This is a genomic window from Cyanobium sp. Aljojuca 7A6 (assembly GCF_024346455.1).
Taxonomy (GTDB): Bacteria; Cyanobacteriota; Cyanobacteriia; order PCC-6307; family Cyanobiaceae; genus Cyanobium.
Map to the genome: position 1 here is coordinate 19,322 of NZ_JAGQCY010000005.1, position 13,602 is coordinate 32,923.

The following is a 13,602-nucleotide window of genomic DNA, read 5'->3' on the forward strand; positions in this document are numbered from 1 at the left end:
CATGCTGACCTACCTCGACCACCACGCGAGCACGCCGTGCGATCCGGCGGTGCTGGCGGCGATGGCGCCCTGGTGGACCCAGAACGCCGCCAATCCCTCCAGCCGCCTGTACCGGCCGGCCCTGGAAGCGGGAGCGGCCGTGGACATCGCCCGGGACCGGGTGGCCCAGGCGCTGGGCATGGACAGCGACGCGGTCATCTTCACCAGCGGCGCCACCGAAGCCAACAACCTGGCGCTGCGCGGAGTGGCCGAGGCGGCCCTGGAGCGGGGGGAGCCCCGCCGCCGGCTGGTGACCCTGGCCAGCGAGCATCGGGCCGTGCTGGAGCCCCTGGCCTGGCTGGAGCGCCACGGCTTTCCGCTCACCGTGCTGCCGGTGGGGGCCGATGGCCTGGTCGCCCCCGAGCGGCTCGCCGAGGCCCTGGGCCCCGACACCCTGCTGCTGTCGGTGATGGCGGCGAACAACGAGATCGGCGTGCTGCAGCCCCTGGCCGACATCGGTGCCGTCTGTCGTGAGCGGGGGGTGCTGTTCCATTGCGACGCCGCCCAGGCGGTGGGCCACATCCCCCTGGCCATGGCGGACCTCGGCATCGACCTGCTCAGCCTCAGTGGCCACAAGCTCTATGGCCCCAAGGGGGTCGGCGCCCTGCTGCGGCGCCCGGGGGTGCCCCTGGCCCCCCAGCAGCTCGGCGGCGGCCAGGAGGGCGGCCTGCGGGGCGGGACTCTGCCGGTGCCCCTGATCGTGGGCCTCGGCGCCGCCGTGGCCGGCGCCCTGGCCGACCGTCAGGAGCGGGCCGCACGCCTTGGGGCCCTGCGCGACCGCCTGTGGGAAGAGCTGGAGGCCCTCGGCGGTGTACGCCGCAACGGCCACCCGCTCCATACCCTCCCCCACAGCCTCAGCGTCACGGTGGAGGGGGTGGACGGCACCCGCCTGCACCGGCAACTGCGCCGCAGCGTGGCGGTGAGCAGCGGTTCGGCCTGCAGCCAGGGCAGCCCCTCCCACGTGCTGGCCGCCCTCGGCCTCGACCGCCGCGCCGCTGGCGCCACGGTCCGCTTCGGGCTGGGGCGGGGAACGACGGCGGCCGACATCGACGTGGCCGTGGCCGCCGTTGGCGCCGCGGTGGCGGACTTGCGAGTGCCTGCCTAGCTTTCGGGGTCTATGGCCTTGCGTTGATGCGCGCACCCGTCGGGCGCCCTGGGCCCCGGCTCAACTTCGGTGATGCCCTCCAGGAGGGCTGGCGGGCCTTCAGCCGCAGCCCGGGGCCCTTCGTGGGCTTCCCCCTGGTGGTGATCGCGCTCCAGTTTCTGATCCAGCCCCTGCAGAGCCACATCAGCAACGGAGGCGTGGCCTCCACCGACCCCCTCGACTGGCTGCTGTACCTGATCGGGTTGACGGCGAACCTGCTGCTCAATCTCTGGTGTGCCATCGGGCTGGTGCGTGGCGCCGGCAGCGCCATCCAGGGCGGCCACCCCTCCCTGGGGCAGCTGATGCGCTGGGATGGCGAGGTGTTCGGGCGGCTGCTGCGGGCCTGGCTGCTGCTGGCGGCTGTGGTGCTCGTGCCGCTGATCGGCCTGCTGCTCCTCGTGGGTGGCCCCCTGGCGCTGCTCGGGTTCTACGCCGACCAGCTGGTGCCGTTCAGCCGCACCCTGGTGGAGGTGCTGGGCCTGAGCCTGGCGGTGGTGTTCGCCCTGCTGCTGGGGGTGCTGCTGCTGGGCGTGATCTATCTGGCGATCAACCAGAGCTTCCTCACCCAGATCGTGCTGTTCGAGCGGGCCGGCTCCCGCACCGCCCTGGAACGGGGGCGGTCCCTGGTGGACCCCAGCTGGCTGATGGTGCTGCTGCTCACCCTGATCGAGGGCCTGCTGCTGCTGCTCGGTCTGCTGGCCTGCCTGGTGGGGGGCTTCGTGGCCTGGCCCCTGGTGGTCTGCATCGCCACGGCGGCCTACCGGCAGCTGGTGCTGGCCAGCGGTGGCGTCGATCCCCTGCCGCCCCACCCCAGCCGCTGAGGGCGACGCAGCCGGACGCCTCAGGCGGCCAGGCGGGTGGCGAAGGGGCCTGCGGTGAGCAGCACGAACCCCAACACTCCCACCACAGCCAGCAGCAGCTGGGCCAGGCGACTGACCAGCATGCCGGCCACCACCGCCAAACCCACCAGCAGGGAGCGGCGCAGCCGCCCCAGGCCCGGCGGCCCAAGGGAGGGCGGGGCGGTGAGCAGCTCGCCGAGGCTGGCCCCGAGCAGGGGCCCAACAAGGGCGCCAAGCAGGGGCCCACCCACCGGCAGGGCCGGCAGCAGCCCCAGCAGGCCCACCACCAGACCCAGGCCGGCACCGACATAACTCCAGCGGGTGGCCTGCAGCCGGGCCGGGCCGAGCAGCAGGCCCAGGGCCTCGGCTCCCCAACCCAGGGCAAGCAGCACGACACCCAGCAGCAGGGCCGGCCAGCCGGCGGCCCAGCCCACGGCCCAGCACCACAGCAAGGCACCCAGGGGCAGCAGGGTGAGGCCAGGCGCCACCGGCAGCACGGTGCCGGGGATGGCCAGGGCCTGGATCAGCAGGGCGAGCCACCAGAGCAGATCGACACGATCGAGCGTTGGCAGGCTGGCCGGGGTCATGGCGGCAGGATCAGGCCACGCGGCGGGCCAGCCTCAGCTTGGCCGAGCGGCTGCGGGGGTTGGCCAGCTCCTCCTCCTCGCTGGCCACCAAGGGTTTGCGGGTGAGCCGTTCCAGGCGGGGATCGGTGAGGAAGGCCGTCTTGACGCGCCGGTCTTCCAGGGAGTGGAAGCTGATCACCGCCAGCAGCCCACCCGGCACCAGCCAGTCGGGGGCCTGAGCCAGCAGCTGGTCGAGGGCCCCCAGCTCGTCATTGACAGCGATCCGCAGGGCCTGGAAGGTGCGGGTGGCCGGATGGATGCGGCCGTGGCGCGCCTTGGGAGGGAAGCACCCGGCCACGGCATAGGCCAGGTCGGCGGTGCTGCGACCGCTGCCGGCCCAGGGGCGCTCGGCCACCAGACGCCGGGCGATGCGGCGTGACAGCCGCTCCTCGCCGTAGGCATGGATCAGATCCGCCAGCTCCGACTCCCCCAGCCGGTCGATCAGTTGGGCGGCCGTCTCGCCAGCCTCCGGGTCCATGCGCATGTCCAGGGGGCCGGGGGCACGGAAGCTGAAGCCCCGGCTGGGCTCATCCAGCTGGGGACTGCTGACCCCCAGATCGGCCAGCACGACCAGAGCTGGCTCGGTGGGGAGGTGGTCGGCGAAGTTGGCGGCCTCAATGTGCACGCGGTCACCGAAGCGGGCCAGGGCCGCCGCGGCGGCCACCCGGGCGCCGGGGTCGCGGTCGAGACCCACCAGCCGCAGGGCGGGATGGGCCTCCAGCAGCAGGGCGCTGTGGCCGCCACCGCCGAGGGTGCAGTCGATCAGCACGCCACCGCCGGGTCGCTCCGCCAGCAGGGCGGCCAGCGGGGCCAGGCCCTCCTGCACCGCATCCGCCAGAACAGGCACGTGCGCGAAGGAACCCGAAGCCACCATCAGCCCATCCTGGCCTGCAGCGGCCGCGGCCGCCGCCGGCCCTGGTTGAGGTCCTGGCTGAGAAGGCGCCAGCCGCGCTCGGCGGTCTCGATCGCCTCGTGCAGCATGCGGCCGAGGGTGAAGCGGATCGCCAGCCTCTCCAGCTGCGCCGCCGGCAGCCGATCGAGCCGGGGATCGTTGAAACGCTCCTCGAGCCCCTGCCAGGCCGCAGGCAGCAGCAGGGGGGAGGCGGGCGGCGGCGGCAGGGACCCCGCTTCCCGGCCGATCAGGCGGCTCCAGAGGGCCAGGCGTGCCGCCAGCACCCGCAACAGCTCGGCCTGGTCGGCCTGAAGCGATTCCAGCAGCGCCCCGGCATCAGCCTCCAGCATGGGCTGGTCGGCGAGATCCCGGCTGGCGCTGAGCAGCCGCGAACCGGCCCCCTCCAGGGTCTCCACCAACCGGTGGAGGGGATGGCGGGAGGGCTTGGTTCCCAGCTCAACATCGAGGGCCGGCCGCTGGCCGCGCAGCGTCTGCAGGGTCGTCTGGCGGGCCCGCAGGCGGGCAGCGGCCGCCGCCGGATCGGCGGGCGCCGCCGCGGGGGGCAAAGCCGCGGCCTCGAACTCCAGATCGTCGGCCAGACCGGCGAACAGCTCGGCCAGACTCGCCAGCACGGCCCTCTGACTGCGGCTCGGCCAGAACAGGCGCAAGCTCAGCAACGCCGCCAGGATGCCGGCGACGGTCCAGATCAGCCGCAGCGGCAGCCAGGAGCTGAGCGCGTTGTCGTGGACGATCCAGCCCATCACCATGATCATTCCGCCCACCTTGTAACCGACCTTCAGCCCCAGGGCGCCGCCGATCAGCCGCAGCGACCCCAGAGCGATCGCCAGGCCCACGGGCATCGGCAGGCCCTGCAGACCGCGCACGCCGACCACCAGCAGAACCCCGCCCAGCAGCGAGCCCAGGATCCGCTGGCGGCCCAGCTCCAGGGAGGAGCCGTAGGTGCCGCTGCAGACCGCCAGCACCGCCAATGGGGCGTAGTAACCGAAGGCGAGGCCACTGAGGCTGCTGAAGCCGTTGACCAGCCCGGTGGTGAGAGCAAGCCGCAGATCGACGCGGGTGATCAGGGGCATGGGGCGACACCACGCAGGCGGGCGAGTTCCTGACCGCTCTCCAGCAGCGGGCGTTGCTCCTGGGCCAGGGCCAGCAGGGTGAGCAGCGAACGGCCGCTGCCGGCGGCCAGGGCCGTCCAGTCCTCCAGCGGGATGACCGGGAGATCGGCACCGCCACCCCCCTCGCATTGGGCCGCCAGCGCCTCAATGGCAACGCTGAGCGGGCTGGGACAGGCCGGATCGGGAGGCGGCGGATCGCTCGCCAGGAGCAACCGCTCCCATTGCAGCCAGTGAAGGCGCAGGCTCTGCCAGAGCTGCAGCCGGCGGCGCCAGTCACCCGCCTGCAGGAGCCGCCAGCGCGGCCCGCTGAGCTCCTGATGCAGCAGGGTCTCCATCCGCTCCAGGCCAGCACCCAGGGAGGCAGGCGACAACGGGCCCGGGCGGGGGGCCTCCCCGGCCAGCCAGTGCCTGTAGCCCGCCAGCTGACCGCGCAGCATCGCCACCAGCCCAAGCTCCGCCGCCTCGAGCTGCTGGAGACCATTGCGGGGCCAGAAGAGCAGCCCCACGGCAATGGCCACGATGCAGCCGATCGAGGTGTCGAGGGCACGGTTGAACACGTAATCCCAGTTGAGCGCGGCGTGGCCGGGGATCATCAGGAACATCACCGGGATCAATGCGGCCGTGCTCAGGGCGCTCTGCCAGCCCAGCAGCCGCAACATCGGGGCGATCAGCAACAGCGACAGGAGCACCCCGGGCCACCCGGCGGCGATGCTGTGAACCAGAAAGGTGATCAACCCACCGGCCGCCGTGCCAAGGATGCGGCCGGTGGCGGCCTTCACGGTGAGATCGTCGTTGTCGTCGACCACGATCACCACCGCCAGCAGCGGGTACCAGGCGAAGGCAATGCGGTCGAAGCGCTCCACCAGAGCCGAGGTGATGAAGGCGGCCACCGCCAGCTTGAGGCTGTTGCGCAGCAGCTGGGGATTCATGCAGGGCCGTCAGGGTCGTGGTCATGATCGCGCCGCCACGGGGCCGTAGCGGCGCCGGAGCCCCACCCGGATCAGGCTCCGAGCCAGGCCCGCATGGCTTCCACCTACCTAGACTCCGCTCCAACTCGGTCCCGGCCCGTCAGCCGCCCTCCTTCATGACCCAGCTCGAGACCCGCACCGAGCCGATGGTGGTCAATTTCGGCCCCCACCACCCGTCGATGCACGGGGTACTGCGGCTGGTGGTGACCCTCGACGGCGAGGACGTGATCGACTGCGAGCCGGTGATCGGCTATCTCCACCGCGGTATGGAGAAGATCGCCGAGAACCGCACCAATGTGATGTTCGTGCCCTACGTGAGTCGCTGGGACTACGCGGCGGGCATGTTCAACGAGGCGATCACGGTGAATGCGCCGGAACGGCTGGCCGACGTGCCCGTACCGAAGCGGGCCAGCTACATCCGGGTGCTGATGCTGGAACTCAACCGCATCGCCAACCACCTGCTCTGGCTCGGCCCGTTCCTCGCCGACGTCGGGGCCCAGACGCCCTTCTTCTACATCTTCCGGGAGCGGGAGATGATCTACGACCTCTGGGAGGCGGCCACCGGCCAGCGACTGATCAACAACAACTATTTCCGCATCGGCGGCGTGGCCGTCGATCTTCCCTACGGCTGGCTGGAGAAGTGCGCCGATTTCTGCGATTGGTTTGGCCCCAAGATCGATGAGTACGAAAAACTGATCACCAACAATCCCATCTTCCGCAAGCGGATTGAGGGGCTCGGGGTGATCGGCAAGGAGCAGGCGATCAACTGGAGCCTCTCCGGGCCGATGTTGCGGGCCTCAGGCGTGCCCTGGGACCTGCGCAAGGTGGATCATTACGAGTGCTACGACGATTTCGAGTGGTCGGTGGCGTGGGAGAAAGAGGGTGACTGCTATGCCCGCTACCGGGTGCGGATCGAGGAGATGCGCCAGTCCCTGAGAATCCTGCGCCAGGCCATCAGCATGATTCCCGGCGGCCCCACCGAGAATCTGGAGGCCCGCCGCATGGCCGAAGGAAAGAAGAGCGAGTGGTATGGCTTCGACTACCAGTACGTCGCCAAGAAGGTGGCTCCCACCTTCAAGATTCCCGAAGGTGAGCTGTATTGCCGCCTGGAGTCGGGCAAGGGCGAACTGGGTGTCTTCATCATGGGCAACAACGACGTCACTCCCTGGCGCTGGAAGATCCGCGCCGCCGATTTCAACAACCTCCAGATCCTGCCCCACATCCTCAAGGGGGCCAAGGTGGCCGACATCATGGCCATCCTCGGTTCGATCGACGTGATCATGGGCTCCGTCGACCGGTGAACAGTGTCGGTCGGCGCTGGATTCGCCGGCTGGAGCGCTGCGGCCCCCTCCTGCCCCTCGGGGTGACAGGCCTGCTGGTGCTGAAGGGGCTGCACCCAGGCCTGCCTGGATTCAGCTGCCCCCTGCGCGCCCTCACCGGCCTTCCCTGCCCCACCTGCTACCTGACCCGGGCCACGGCGGCGAGCTTGGTGGGGCGCTTCGACGACTCCCTGGCCCTGCACGCCTTCGGGCCGATGCTGGCCGCCGGCCTGGTCATCTGGTCGCTGCAGGCCCTGCGGACCGGCCGACTCGTGCCCAGGGTCCTGCGGGGCCACCACCTCGCCGGCATCGGCCTGCTGCTTCTCCTCTACTGGGCCGGACGGATGGGGCTGACCTACGGCATCGGCCTGCAGGCCTTTCCGCTCCCCTGATCCGGCGGGGGCGGCATCCGACCGAACACGCCACCGCCACGGCCATTCCGTGGGCCGACCTACGCTGGATCTGGGATGGGCCTCCCCCGTTGCTCACCGGTCCACACCAGGAATTCCTTGCCCCTTTCGTCAAGCCCTGCAGCACCCACCGGTGCTCAGCTTCTGATCGCCCAGCCCGACTACGCCAAACAGCTCCGCCCCCTGCTCCCCGCCGACGCCTTCACCCCCGTTAGGGGCACCCTCACAATCCTCAGCCTCAATGGGGCCATCCTGGTGCTGGGCTGGGCCATGGCCCGCCAGCTTCAGGCCAGCCATTGGCAGGGTCTGCTTCTCTTTTTGCCCTTCGCCCTGGTGATGGGCAACGCCGTGGTGGTGATGCTCTTCGGCACCCACGACATGATGCACAGCAAGGCGATCCGCCAGCCCCAGCTGCGCTGGCTGGTTCAGTTGCTCGGCCTGGCCCTGCTGTGGATGCCCCCGACCCTGTGGAAAGCCGTTCACAACCGGGAACATCACGGCAAGACCAATTCCGAACAGGATCCGGATCGCAATTACAACGCCAACCAGCCAGCGAGCTGGGGAAAATGGATCCAGAATCTGTTTGTGCCATCGGTTGAAGTGCACCCGTTCTGGCTGACTGTGGGCATGACCTCAGCCTGGGGTGTGCACGCCTTCCGAAACCTGACATCGGTACTGCTGTTCAACAATGGATCCACGCGCTATCCGGTGTTCTCCTTTCAGGTGAGCAGCCGGGAGAGGCGCCAGATTGCCATCGAACTGGCCGTCATCGTTTTGATCCACGCGTCCATCATTGGCTTCATCGGCCTACGCCCTGTGCCCCTGCTTCTGGGCTACTTTCTGCCCATCTGGATCGGCTACAGCGTGGTGATGGCCTACATCTACACCAATCACATGGCCTGCCAGGCCACCGACACCAACGACCCCCTCATCAACAGCATTTCGCTGAAGATGCCAGTCATTTTTGACGCCCTTCATTTCAACTTCTCCTATCACACCGAACACCATATTTTTCCGGGCATGAATCCTGATTACTACCCCCAGGTGCGAGCACTGCTGCAGGAGCATTATCCGGATCGCTTCAACCTGCTGAGCGCCCCCCACGCCTGGCAACTGCTGAGGCAGACCCCCCGGCATTACCTGGATGCCACCACCTTCGCCAGCAGTTGCGGCACCATTGTCCAGTCCTGTCCCCTCAGCTGAGCACGCCTTGGTGATAGGCGGCGTTCTGGATGTAGAAGGTGGCTACCGGCACCGCGACCAGAGAGCCCAGGCCGCAGGTGAAAATCGTCACCACCAGCACCAGCAGCCAGGCGATCAGTTCAATGCCAGCGAAAGTACGGCCCTTCGCTGATCCATACACGGCCTGAAATGACGAGGAGAAGGCTTCAAGGATGGGGCTGTCGGTGAGAAACACTTTGTTGACATACACCGGCATCACCAGGGTGACGGCGATGCCGGGCAGGATGCAGAACACGAAACCGATCGCGGCCACAACCGTGAACAGGACACCGGCCAGGAGATAGCGGATGGGCCGATGCATCAGAACCCGCAAGGCAGGTTCGGTGCCGATGATCTCACCACTGGCGTAATGCATCGCCGGGACAGCCACGAACAGCACCCCCACCAGATTGGAGAGGATCGTGAAGGGCAGCTGCACCAGATTGCCAAGGACCGCCGCCACACCGGAAGCGGCATCACCGCCTGCGCCGCTGCTGGACAGTCCGACGCCGAGGGCCGTGAGCGCCAGGGAGGCCACAACGCCGATGACCGTCAGGACAATCGTGACCACCCAGATCAGCAGGATCGTGGGGATGTGGGCCAGGAAGGCGGCCCAGGCCTTGGAGATGGTGGGCGGCTCGTAGGCGATGGCGGCGGCCAAGGGAGGCATTCCGTACTGCGCGGAACCTAGGGGCGTTCCGGGAGGCCAGCAACGGGCAGGTGCCGGCGGCGGCAAAGGGGCGCCAGGATGGGCCCACGGGCAAGACGGCGACGCCACGGAGGTTGATGTCCCCATCCAACCCACCACGCACCCCGGCGGACTGGCTGCTGCTCTGCCGCACGGTGCGCTTCGGTGACACCGACGCCGCTGGGGTGATGCACTTCCACCAGCTGCTGCGCTGGTGCCATGTGGCCTACGAGGAAAGCCTGGAACGGTTCGGCGTGGCGTCCGGCGCCATCTTTCCCGGGCCGGGCCGGACACCGCCCGTGGCGCTGCCGATCGTGCACATCAGCGCCGACTACCTCAGGCCGCTCGTCTGCGGGGATCCCCTGGCCATCGAGTTGCGGCCCCTGCAGCGCGATCGCGGCAGCTTCGAGATTCGCTACCGCTTTCTGCACAACGGCAAGGAGGCCGCCACCGGTCTGACCTGGCACGTAGCCATTGAGGTAGCCAGCCAGCAGCGTACGGATCTGCCCGGCAGCCTCGTGAATTGGCTGGAGGCCAGCCGGCCGGACGGCTAGCGGCGGTTCAGCAGGGCCCACACCAGGGCGGCCAACTGCAGGGGCAGCAGCGCCCCCATCAGGGCCAGGGGATGGAGACCATCGTGCGGCGTAGCCCCCAAAGCCACGAAACTGACCAGCCCACCCCCCACCAGCAGGGCGAGGCCCAGCCTCGGGTGGGGGGCCGGCATCAGAACCACTCCCGGGTGGCGTCGATGTACTGGGCCTGGAATTCCTCCGTCGACTTGGTGAGGTAGATCACACCTTCAATCACCCCGATGATCCCCATCACCGAGGCGCCGAAGCCGCAGGTGAGCACCGTGACCAGCAGCATGATCAGCCCGGGTTTGCTGTAGCCCAGAACGAATTTGTGGATGCCCAGCGATCCCAGGAAGATGGCCAGCAGCCCTGCTGCCAGCTTCTTGTTGCTGGTCTCGACCTGTTGGCTGTCGGTCATCGGTGTGGGTGCCGTTCAGAAGGCTTCTAGCGAGTCCAGCCACCGCTGCCAACGTCCCCGTTCCCATTTGCCCGCGGCGGTGGGGGCCAGCGACGGGCAGAGGTGCCAGGACCGCGGCCGCTCGGCGGGGGGCCAGGCGGCCGTAAGGGCCTGCAGCACCTCCAGCAGTTCCGCCCCTTCGCCCTCCTGCCGGGGACGCACCAGGGCCACGAGCTGCTGCCCCCATTCCGGATCGGGCCGGGCCAGCAGCAGCAGCGCCTCCAGGCCTGCGCCAGCGCAGGCCGCCTCAACCTGCAGCCGTTCCTCCAGCTGCTCCGGGAAGACCGTCTCGCCGCCACTGTGCAAGGCCCCATCCAGGCGGCCCAGCACCGCCAGCCCCTCGGCGTCGAGCCGCCCGGCATCGCCGCTGCGCCACCAGCCGCCCGGTTGCAGCGGCAGGGGCAGCAGCCGGCCCGCCACAAGCCGGCCGGGGCTGAGGCGGCCGCAGCGCACCTCCACCGCGCCGGTGGCGCCATCGAGGCGCAGGGCCACGTCGGCCAGGGGTTCACCGCAGCCCGCGGCTCCGGCCAGGAACCGCTGCGGCGGCAAGGCACACACCATGGCGGCGGTTTCGGTGGCGCCGTAGCAGGGGGCCAGGGGCAGGCGGGCGCGGCGGGCGGCGGCGGCCAGCGGTGCCGGCAGGCCCGCACCACCGACCCAGATCACGGCGCAGCCCGCCAGCCAGGCGGTGGCCTCGGGGCTGGCCAGCAAACGAGCCAGCTGGGTGGGCACGAGCGAGAGCAGCACCGGGCGATCCCGGGGCAGGGGGCAGGCCTGGGGCAAGTCCTGCGGCCGGCGCAGCAGTGAGGGGGCCAGCCAGCGCCACTCGCCCCCCCAGTGGCGGGCGCGCACCAGGGGCAGCAGGCCGCTGACGTGGTGCAACGGCAGGGGGTCGAGGTGCAGGCAGGCGGCCGGCTCCAGCCCCAGGGCCTCCAGCCAGGTGGCGGTGGCGGCGGCGGAAGCCTGCAGGTGGGCCAGGGGTTGCAGGCACCAGTGACGCCCACCGGCGCTGCCACCGCTGCCCACCACCACGGCGGCCCCGAACCGTGCCAGGTCCGCCAGTTCCCCCGGGGCGCCGCCAAGGGCGCCGGCCAGGTCCGCCTGCTGGCCGGGCCCCGCCAGGGCCACCAATTGCTGCCGCCCCCAGGCCTGCTCCAGCTGGGCCGCCGCCGCCTCGGGGCCGGCCCGGGCGGGGTCAAACAGCTGGGGCGCCCAGGAAGGATCGGCCACGCAGGCTCTCCGCGGAGGGCCACGCTAAGGGCCACTCCAGGCCCCCCGCCAGGGGCTCAGGCCGCCGCCGCCCAGACCCGCTGCGGGTCCCTGTCGAACAGGGGGCCGCTGGGCGACCAGTCCGGGGCCAGGCCGGGGGCCACCGGCGTCGGCCCGCGCCATTGCAAGGCCGCCAGGTGGGCTGTCCAGCGGACGCCGATGCCGGTTTCGAAGCCGGTGCTGAGCATCAGCCGGGGCACCCCCCGGCCCAGCTGGCCCAGCAGGGGCCTGGGATCACCGTCCTGGGACGGGCGCCGCACCTGCCAGCCACCCCAGCGTTGGCGCAGCTCGGGCCACTGCCGCAGGGATTCATCCAGGGCCACGGGAATCCTCAGGGCCAGCGCCTCGAGGCCCTCCTGGTCGTGCGGGGCCAGGGGCTGCTCCAGCCACTCCAGCCGCGGTTCCTGCGCCAGCCGCTCGGCCCAGGCGGTGGCGGTGGCCCGGTCCCAGCCGCCGTTGGCATCGAGCCGCAGGCGTGCATCGGCCGGCAGGCGCTCCAGCAGCGGCTCCAGCCATTGCCGCTCCAGCCCATCGGCTGCCACCGCCACCTTCCACTTGACGGTGAGCGCCGTGGCCACTGGGCCGGCGAGCCGTAGCTCCAGGGCCGCGAGCATCGCCCCACCGGCGGGCAGCAGCCAGGCCGGTGGCGGCGCGGCGAGCCAGCCGCCACCGGCAGCGGCTCCCACCACCCCGTCGCATTCCGCCAGGGCGGCCCCCAGGGCGAAGGCCAGGCTGGGCGGCAGGGCCGGCAGCCTGCGTTCCAGGTCGCTGCGTTCCACGGCGGGGCCCAGGGCCGCCAGGGCCGCCGCCACGGCCGGCGTCTCGCTGGGCTCCAGCGGCGCCGCCTCCCCCCAGCCGACGCCGCCATCGGGGTCCTGCAGCCGCAGCAGCCAGCCCCGTTTGTCCTGCAGCCGGCCGCTGGACGTCTGCAGCGGCCGGGGCAGGCGGAAGCTGAAGGGCCTGATCTCCAGCCCCAGCCACCCCTCGGGCCTTCCCCCGGCCACAGGGGCGCTCACCGGCCCGCCAGCGCCGTCAGCCAGGGGCCGAGGGCCAGGCCAGCGGCCAGCCCCAGCCCATTGAGCGCCTGGAACCGCAGGGCCAGGAACTTGCTGCCGACGAGGCGTTCGGGCCTGTGGTGCTCCTCGCCCAGGAGCCGGATCAGGGCCCGGGCCGGCGGCAGGCCGATCGCCCCCAGCAGGGCCGTGGGCGGCCACCAGCCCAGCAGCACGGGCGCCCACTGCAGGGCCAGGGCGGTGGCCACGAACCAGGGCACCAGGGCGGCGGCCCGCTGGCTGCCGAGGCGCACCACCGGCGAACGCTTGCCGTGGGCGGCGTCTTCCTCCACCTGGTGGAAATGGGAGCAGAACAGCACCAGGCTGGTGGCCACCGCCGGCCCGCTGCCCAGCACCAGCGCCGCTCCCCACGGCACCCCGCCGGTGCCCTCCCCGGCCGGAGCCAGGGCCAGCAGGGCGGCGGCCGTGGCACAGGGACCGAAGGCCAGCCAGCAGAGGGGTTCCCCCAGGCCGCGGTAGCCGAGCCGGAACGGTGGCCCCTGGTACAGGTAACCCAGGCCGCAGCAGAGCAGCACCAGCAGCAGCACCACGGCGCTGCTGCGCAGGGCCACCAGGGCCATCAGCGCCAGGCCGAGCAGCAGGCAGCCGTTGGCCAGCCACAGCACCCTGTCGCGCCGGCCGGTGAGGTTGACCACGGAATGGGGCTTGCCGTGGGTGTCGACGCCGGTGTCGGCATCGAAGACGTCGTTGGCAAGGTTCTCCCAGGCCAGCAGCAGCACCGCCGCCAGCAGAAACAGCACCAGCTGCTCGGGCCGCAGGGCCAACCCCTGGCCGAGCCGCCAGCCGGCCGCCAGCAGCACCGGCATCACCGCCACCGCGTACATGGGCCACTTCACGGCGGCACGCCAGAGGCGGCCGCGAGAGGAGGCCTCCGAGGCGGCGACGCCCCCGGCGGCGTAACGGCTTGCGACGACCTGTGGCTCAGACATGGGGGCCGCGGGCGTTGGGCGGGGAA

The 13,602-nt window shown here is 70.9% G+C and carries 16 protein-coding genes; 6 read left to right on the forward strand and 10 right to left on the reverse strand.

The genetic code is table 11. The features are described from left to right. The first annotated feature begins 1 nt into the window (after position 1). Together KBY95_RS06025 and KBY95_RS06030 are read left to right on the forward strand one after the other, a co-directional pair. Positions 2-1,144, forward strand: coding sequence for a cysteine desulfurase family protein (locus tag KBY95_RS06025; RefSeq protein WP_254964068.1), 1,143 nt, complete (start codon positions 2-4; stop codon positions 1,142-1,144). 26 nt (positions 1,145-1,170) lie between these two features. Then, positions 1,171-2,004, forward strand: coding sequence for a hypothetical protein (locus KBY95_RS06030; RefSeq protein ID WP_254964069.1), 834 nt, complete (start codon positions 1,171-1,173; stop codon positions 2,002-2,004). Positions 2,005-2,024: 20 nt separating this feature from the next. Here the strand turns inward: KBY95_RS06030 and KBY95_RS06035 are convergent, their stop codons facing one another. The 4 genes from KBY95_RS06035 to KBY95_RS06050 are packed head-to-tail and all read right to left on the reverse strand — an operon-like array spanning position 2,025 to position 5,599. Then, positions 2,025-2,609 carry a DUF456 family protein gene (locus KBY95_RS06035; protein ID WP_254964070.1) on the reverse strand — a complete coding sequence of 195 codons (585 nt, stop codon included), beginning with the start codon at positions 2,607-2,609 and terminating at the stop codon, positions 2,025-2,027. 10 nt (positions 2,610-2,619) lie between these two features. Next, positions 2,620-3,522, reverse strand: a complete 903-nt coding sequence (gene rsmH, locus KBY95_RS06040) for a 16S rRNA (cytosine(1402)-N(4))-methyltransferase RsmH (protein ID WP_254964071.1) — start codon at positions 3,520-3,522, stop codon at positions 2,620-2,622. Next, positions 3,522-4,631 carry an FUSC family protein gene (locus KBY95_RS06045; protein ID WP_254964072.1) on the reverse strand — a complete coding sequence of 370 codons (1,110 nt, stop codon included), beginning with the start codon at positions 4,629-4,631 and terminating at the stop codon, positions 3,522-3,524. The genes rsmH and KBY95_RS06045 overlap by 1 nt, the downstream gene beginning before the upstream one ends. Further along, the gene (locus tag KBY95_RS06050; RefSeq protein ID WP_254964073.1) at positions 4,622-5,599 is read right to left on the reverse strand and encodes an aromatic acid exporter family protein; all 978 of its coding nucleotides are present in this window, start codon (positions 5,597-5,599) and stop codon (positions 4,622-4,624) included. Before KBY95_RS06050 ends, KBY95_RS06045 begins: the two co-directional genes overlap by 10 nt. Positions 5,600-5,754: 155 nt before the next feature. Here KBY95_RS06050 and KBY95_RS06055 point away from each other — a divergent pair, with 155 nt between their 5' ends. The 3 genes from KBY95_RS06055 (at position 5,755) to KBY95_RS06065 (ending at position 8,570) form a co-directional block, all read left to right on the forward strand. Further along, complete coding sequence (locus KBY95_RS06055) at positions 5,755-6,939, forward strand: NAD(P)H-quinone oxidoreductase subunit H (RefSeq protein WP_254964074.1); 1,185 nt, start codon at positions 5,755-5,757, stop codon at positions 6,937-6,939. Next, positions 6,936-7,349: a DUF2752 domain-containing protein gene (locus KBY95_RS06060; RefSeq protein WP_254964075.1), complete on the forward strand. Its 414-nt coding sequence runs from the start codon at positions 6,936-6,938 to the stop codon at positions 7,347-7,349. Before KBY95_RS06055 ends, KBY95_RS06060 begins: the two co-directional genes overlap by 4 nt. Before the next feature lie 117 nt (positions 7,350-7,466). Next, a complete protein-coding gene (locus KBY95_RS06065) occupies positions 7,467-8,570 on the forward strand; it encodes a fatty acid desaturase (protein ID WP_254964076.1) in 1,104 nt (367 codons plus the stop codon). Here the strand turns inward: KBY95_RS06065 and KBY95_RS06070 are convergent. Further along, a complete protein-coding gene (locus KBY95_RS06070) occupies positions 8,563-9,258 on the reverse strand; it encodes a hypothetical protein (protein WP_254964077.1) in 696 nt (231 codons plus the stop codon). The two genes, KBY95_RS06065 and KBY95_RS06070, sit on opposite strands and share 8 nt — an antisense overlap. Positions 9,259-9,374: 116 nt before the next feature. Between KBY95_RS06070 and KBY95_RS06075 the strand changes: the two genes are divergently transcribed. Beyond that, positions 9,375-9,830: a thioesterase family protein gene (locus KBY95_RS06075; protein WP_254964078.1), complete on the forward strand. Its 456-nt coding sequence runs from the start codon at positions 9,375-9,377 to the stop codon at positions 9,828-9,830. Here the strand turns inward: KBY95_RS06075 and KBY95_RS06080 are convergent. The 5 genes from KBY95_RS06080 to menA are packed head-to-tail and all read right to left on the reverse strand — an operon-like array spanning position 9,827 to position 13,576. Next, on the reverse strand, positions 9,827-10,000 hold the full coding sequence (locus KBY95_RS06080) for a hypothetical protein (RefSeq protein ID WP_254964079.1): 174 nt from the start codon (positions 9,998-10,000) through the stop codon (positions 9,827-9,829). The two genes, KBY95_RS06075 and KBY95_RS06080, sit on opposite strands and share 4 nt — an antisense overlap. Continuing rightward, on the reverse strand, positions 10,000-10,266 hold the full coding sequence (locus KBY95_RS06085) for a TM2 domain-containing protein (RefSeq protein WP_216907804.1): 267 nt from the start codon (positions 10,264-10,266) through the stop codon (positions 10,000-10,002). The genes KBY95_RS06080 and KBY95_RS06085 overlap by 1 nt, the downstream gene beginning before the upstream one ends. 15 nt (positions 10,267-10,281) lie before the next feature. Beyond that, positions 10,282-11,535 (reverse strand): AMP-binding protein, encoded by a 1,254-nt coding sequence (locus KBY95_RS06090; protein WP_254964080.1) that lies wholly within the window; start codon positions 11,533-11,535, stop codon positions 10,282-10,284. A 56-nt stretch (positions 11,536-11,591) separates the two neighbouring features. After that, complete coding sequence (locus KBY95_RS06095; protein WP_254964081.1) at positions 11,592-12,590, reverse strand: o-succinylbenzoate synthase; 999 nt, start codon at positions 12,588-12,590, stop codon at positions 11,592-11,594. Then, the gene (menA, locus tag KBY95_RS06100; protein ID WP_254964082.1) at positions 12,587-13,576 is read right to left on the reverse strand and encodes a 2-carboxy-1,4-naphthoquinone phytyltransferase; all 990 of its coding nucleotides are present in this window, start codon (positions 13,574-13,576) and stop codon (positions 12,587-12,589) included. Before menA ends, KBY95_RS06095 begins: the two co-directional genes overlap by 4 nt. Between the last annotated feature and the right edge of the window lie 26 nt (positions 13,577-13,602).

Excerpts from the sequence above, each read along its gene's own strand:
- menA (WP_254964082.1), bottom strand. The coding sequence starts at position 13,576 with ATGTCTGAGCCACAGGTCGTCGCAAGCCGTTACGCCGCCGGGGGCGTC.
- KBY95_RS06025 (WP_254964068.1), top strand. The coding sequence starts at position 2 with ATGCTGACCTACCTCGACCACCACGCGAGCACGCCGTGCGATCCGGCG.
- KBY95_RS06050 (WP_254964073.1), bottom strand. The coding sequence starts at position 5,599 with ATGAATCCCCAGCTGCTGCGCAACAGCCTCAAGCTGGCGGTGGCCGCC.
- KBY95_RS06055 (WP_254964074.1), top strand. The coding sequence starts at position 5,755 with ATGACCCAGCTCGAGACCCGCACCGAGCCGATGGTGGTCAATTTCGGC.
- KBY95_RS06080 (WP_254964079.1), bottom strand. The coding sequence starts at position 10,000 with ATGCCGGCCCCCCACCCGAGGCTGGGCCTCGCCCTGCTGGTGGGGGGT.
- KBY95_RS06070 (WP_254964077.1), bottom strand. The coding sequence starts at position 9,258 with ATGCCTCCCTTGGCCGCCGCCATCGCCTACGAGCCGCCCACCATCTCC.
- KBY95_RS06030 (WP_254964069.1), top strand. The coding sequence starts at position 1,171 with ATGCGCGCACCCGTCGGGCGCCCTGGGCCCCGGCTCAACTTCGGTGAT.
- KBY95_RS06035 (WP_254964070.1), bottom strand. The coding sequence starts at position 2,609 with ATGACCCCGGCCAGCCTGCCAACGCTCGATCGTGTCGATCTGCTCTGG.
- KBY95_RS06085 (WP_216907804.1), bottom strand. The coding sequence starts at position 10,266 with ATGACCGACAGCCAACAGGTCGAGACCAGCAACAAGAAGCTGGCAGCA.
- KBY95_RS06045 (WP_254964072.1), bottom strand. The coding sequence starts at position 4,631 with ATGCCCCTGATCACCCGCGTCGATCTGCGGCTTGCTCTCACCACCGGG.
- rsmH (WP_254964071.1), bottom strand. The coding sequence starts at position 3,522 with ATGGTGGCTTCGGGTTCCTTCGCGCACGTGCCTGTTCTGGCGGATGCG.
- KBY95_RS06075 (WP_254964078.1), top strand. The coding sequence starts at position 9,375 with ATGTCCCCATCCAACCCACCACGCACCCCGGCGGACTGGCTGCTGCTC.